Raw genomic sequence first — 3,512 nt, 5'->3', positions numbered from 1 at the left:
ACGGGCCATCCATGGCCCAATGCGGCTAACCCGGCGTCCTGCCGGGTTACCCACGCTTCAGAATCTGCGTTCGGCCATCGTGGTTAACGGGGCGCCTCAGATCAAAATCAAAAGCGCGGCGGCCTGACAGCCGACCTGATGTTGGACTTTACGGCTGTTTTGTAGGAGCTGCCGAAGGCTGCGAAGCGGTGTGTCAGACGATGCCTGTTTTGGCTGTGCTGACGTCTCGCGAACAAGTTCGCTCCTACCGGGGTGTTACCGCTATATCGCTTTGCTTTTGATCTGCTTTTGATCTTAAGCGCCCCGTTAAACCACGCCGGCCGGAATTCGATATTGCTGCGTGGGGCAAACCGGCAGGGATGCCGGTTTAGCCGCCTCAGGCCATGGATGGCCGGTGGCGGCGGCCCCACGCAGTAATGTCGGATTACGGGTATGCCGAGCGACAGCGAGGTGCCGAGGGGTGGGGTAAAGGCCTTTTGGTTACTTTTGGGCCCCAAAAGTGACGCGCTGTAAAAGCGCAACCAATATCAGCCGTTACCGCTAAACGGATATGTACACTAGAACAGCGGCACAAAACGATGCGCCCCCTCATTCACCCCCCGGATCCGCCGGCACCTCACCGTCCTGACTGGTATCAATGCTGACCACCACCGACATCCCCGGTCGCAAACGCTTCGCCAAAGGCTGATTGGGCTCAACAATGATCCGCACCGGGATCCGCTGAGAGATCTTCACGAAGTTTCCGGTAGCGTTATCAGCCGGTAGCAGGCTGAACTCCGAGCCGGTAGCAGGGGAAATCCGCTGCACGCGCCCGTGCATTTTTTCATGACCCAGCGCATCCACAGTAAACGTGACCGGCTGGCCAAGGCGCACATTCACCATCTGCGTTTCTTTCATGTTGGCGATGACCCACAACCGGTCCGGTACCAGTGCCATCAACTGCGCGCCGGAGTTGACGTAGGCACCCAGGCGCACGCCAATCTGCCCCAATTGGCCGTCACGGGGGGCCAGAATACGGGTGTTGCTCAGGTCGATGCGTGCCAGCTCGATAGCCGCTTCAGCATTGGCTACCGAGGCCTCCAGCGAGCCGCGATTGATGATCACGGTTTGCAGGTCTTCTTTGGCAATGTCCAGCGCAGCACGGGCTTCAGCGATGGCAGCGTTGGCCTGTGCATCGGCAGCGCGGCTGACGTCCAGCTCACTTTTCGACACGGAACCATCGGTGACCAGCGCCTGATTACGGCGCAGGTCGGCCGCCGATTTGCGACCCTGAGCGATGCTGTTTTCCAGGGCGGCCTTGCGCTGTGCAATGGTTGCTTCGGCGCTCTTTCGCTGTTGCAGGTTGTTGGCCAGTGAAGCTTTCTGGATGCCCAGTTGCGCCAACGACTGATCCAGATGCTGGCGGTAAATCCGGTCATCCAGCCTTACCAGCAGGTCGCCTGCCTTGACGAACTGGAAGTCCTGCACTGGCACCTCGAAAACATAGCCGCTCAATTGCGGGCTGACGATCGTGGTCTGGCCTCTGACCAACGCGTTTTCAGTGCTTTCGATGGGGCTGCTGAACGGCGGTAATTGCCAGGCGTAGAGCACGATCAGAATGCCGATCAGCGCAATGCTGGCAAAGATCACCGAGGAAATGAGCCGGGTGCGTGCAGAGCGCGGTTCGCTGCTGGCAGGGGCGGCTGCCGGAGGCGGTGGCGGCCCTGATGATGCGGGTTGTTCCGGGGTCGGATTAGAACCTGCGTCGGTCGATGCAGGAGGCTTGGTCGTGTCATTCATGAAGGTTGAGCGCCGCTGGAGTTAACGGGAGTAGAGTTCGCGGTTGCAGGGGTTGTCGCTGCAAGCGGTTTTGTAGTCATTCTCAGCCAAGTCACGCGAATCGAAATCCAGACCATGGTCAGGACCGCAACCAGTGCGATCAGCATGAATACGTCGTTGTAGGCCAGGATATTGGCTTCCCGGGTGGCTGTGTTGGCGATGGCGCGGATCCCCAGATTAGTCCGTGTCGATGGGTCGGCAATGGCTGAAGCGTAGCTCGCGCTGGAGCTTTGCAGGCGGGCCTGAACTTGAGGGTTGATCAAGGTGAGGTGCTCGACCAGCACACTTGAGTGAAATTTCTCCCGCACCACCTGAAACGTCCCGAACACCGCTGAGCCGATCAGCCCGCCAAGGTTCTGGGTGATACCGAACAACACGGAAAAACTGACCATATTACGCGGGTTGGCGATCACGCTGCTGATCCCCATGACCAGCGTCGGACCCAGAAAGAACGTGCCGCCGAAGGCCAGCAGGAACTGGCTCAGGTACATGTTCGATTGTCGGGTGACGTTGGTCGAGCCGCTGTCCATCCAGGCACCAATCGCAATCATCGCCAAAGAGATCAGCAAGGGTTTGATCAGGTGCTGCGGGTTGATCGTCCACGCGCTGACCGCCAGACCCGCCACGCTGCCCAGTAGCATCACGGCGTACAGTGAATGCAGTTGCTCGGAGCCCATGTTCAGGGTTTGCAGGAACCCCACCGCGCCGATGGACTGCTCCGACAGCACGACCCGAAACAGGATGACCGCCAATCCAAGTCGCCAGATTGCACCACTGCCCAGCCAGCGAGTGATCAGCAGCGGGTTCTTGCGGTTATGTTCGATGGCCAGCCCGGCGCAGATCAGTCCGATCGACGCGGCAGATGCCAGACCGATCCAGGTTTTCTCCAGCCACCATTCGATGCGCCCCAGAGAAAGCACGGCGCAGAGCAGGGCAAAACCGGTGGAAAGCAGGCCAAACGTCAGGAAATCGAGTTTTTCGAAGGCTTTGAAGCGATCCCCTGGCGGTAACTTGAGCAACAGCACGCAGCCCAGCGACAGCAGCGCCATGCCCAGTTCGAACAGGTAAAGGCCGCGCCACTCGGCAATCTGCAGCAGATCTTCGGACACCAGCCGGGCCATGGGAATGGCCAGTTGTGCAGTGCCGAGTCCCAGCACCAATGCTTTCAAACGCCATTTCTGCGGGAAGGCCTGGATCATGTAATACAGGCCCAGCGTCGACAGGGCGGCACCGACCATGCCATGAGCCGCGCGCACGGCGATGGCCGAATTCAGGTCGTTGACGAACAAGTGAGCGAAGGTCACCAGTGCGTAGAGCACCAGAAATAACTCAGTGAAGGTCCGCAAACCGAACTGCTGGCGGAACTTCACCAGCACCAGATTCATTGAAACGTTGGTCATGACGTAGGCGGCGGGGAGCCAGGCGACTTCGGCGGTGGTTGCGCCCAGTGAACCTTGCAGATAGGGCAGGTTGGCAACCACCAGCGCATTACCCAGGCCACCGGTGAGGGCGACAATCACCCCGACCAGTGCGAACGCCCAGCGTTTGGGCGTCGAATGCAGCGGCGTCGACGGCGAGCCCGGCATGGTCGGCCGTTCATGGGGAGCCCAGTTGTGTTGGGTGTATTTACTGCTCATGAGCCGCTACTGCCTTGTGGCAACTTTGTTTGATGTTTGAAGTGCCGCACAGGACCT

At 59.5% G+C, this 3,512-nt stretch carries 2 protein-coding genes; both read right to left on the bottom strand.

The features are described from left to right. Nucleotides 1-588 precede the first annotated feature (588 nt). A complete protein-coding gene (locus H8S59_RS26500) occupies nt 589-1,779 on the bottom strand; it encodes an HlyD family secretion protein (protein ID WP_187523331.1) in 1,191 nt (396 codons plus the stop codon). After that, a complete protein-coding gene (locus H8S59_RS26495) occupies nt 1,776-3,455 on the bottom strand; it encodes an MFS transporter (RefSeq protein ID WP_187523330.1) in 1,680 nt (559 codons plus the stop codon). The genes H8S59_RS26500 and H8S59_RS26495 overlap by 4 nt, the downstream gene beginning before the upstream one ends. Nucleotides 3,456-3,512 lie beyond the last annotated feature (57 nt).

The organism is Pseudomonas folii (assembly GCF_014357575.1).
In the GTDB taxonomy this organism is placed as follows: domain Bacteria; phylum Pseudomonadota; class Gammaproteobacteria; order Pseudomonadales; family Pseudomonadaceae; genus Aquipseudomonas; species Aquipseudomonas folii.
This window is presented reverse-complemented; position numbering and strand designations above follow the sequence as displayed.

Coding starts and splice junctions, on each gene's coding strand:
- H8S59_RS26500 (WP_187523331.1), bottom strand. CDS start 1,779: ATGAATGACACGACCAAGCCTCCTGCATCGACCGACGCAGGTTCTAAT.
- H8S59_RS26495 (WP_187523330.1), bottom strand. CDS start 3,455: ATGAGCAGTAAATACACCCAACACAACTGGGCTCCCCATGAACGGCCG.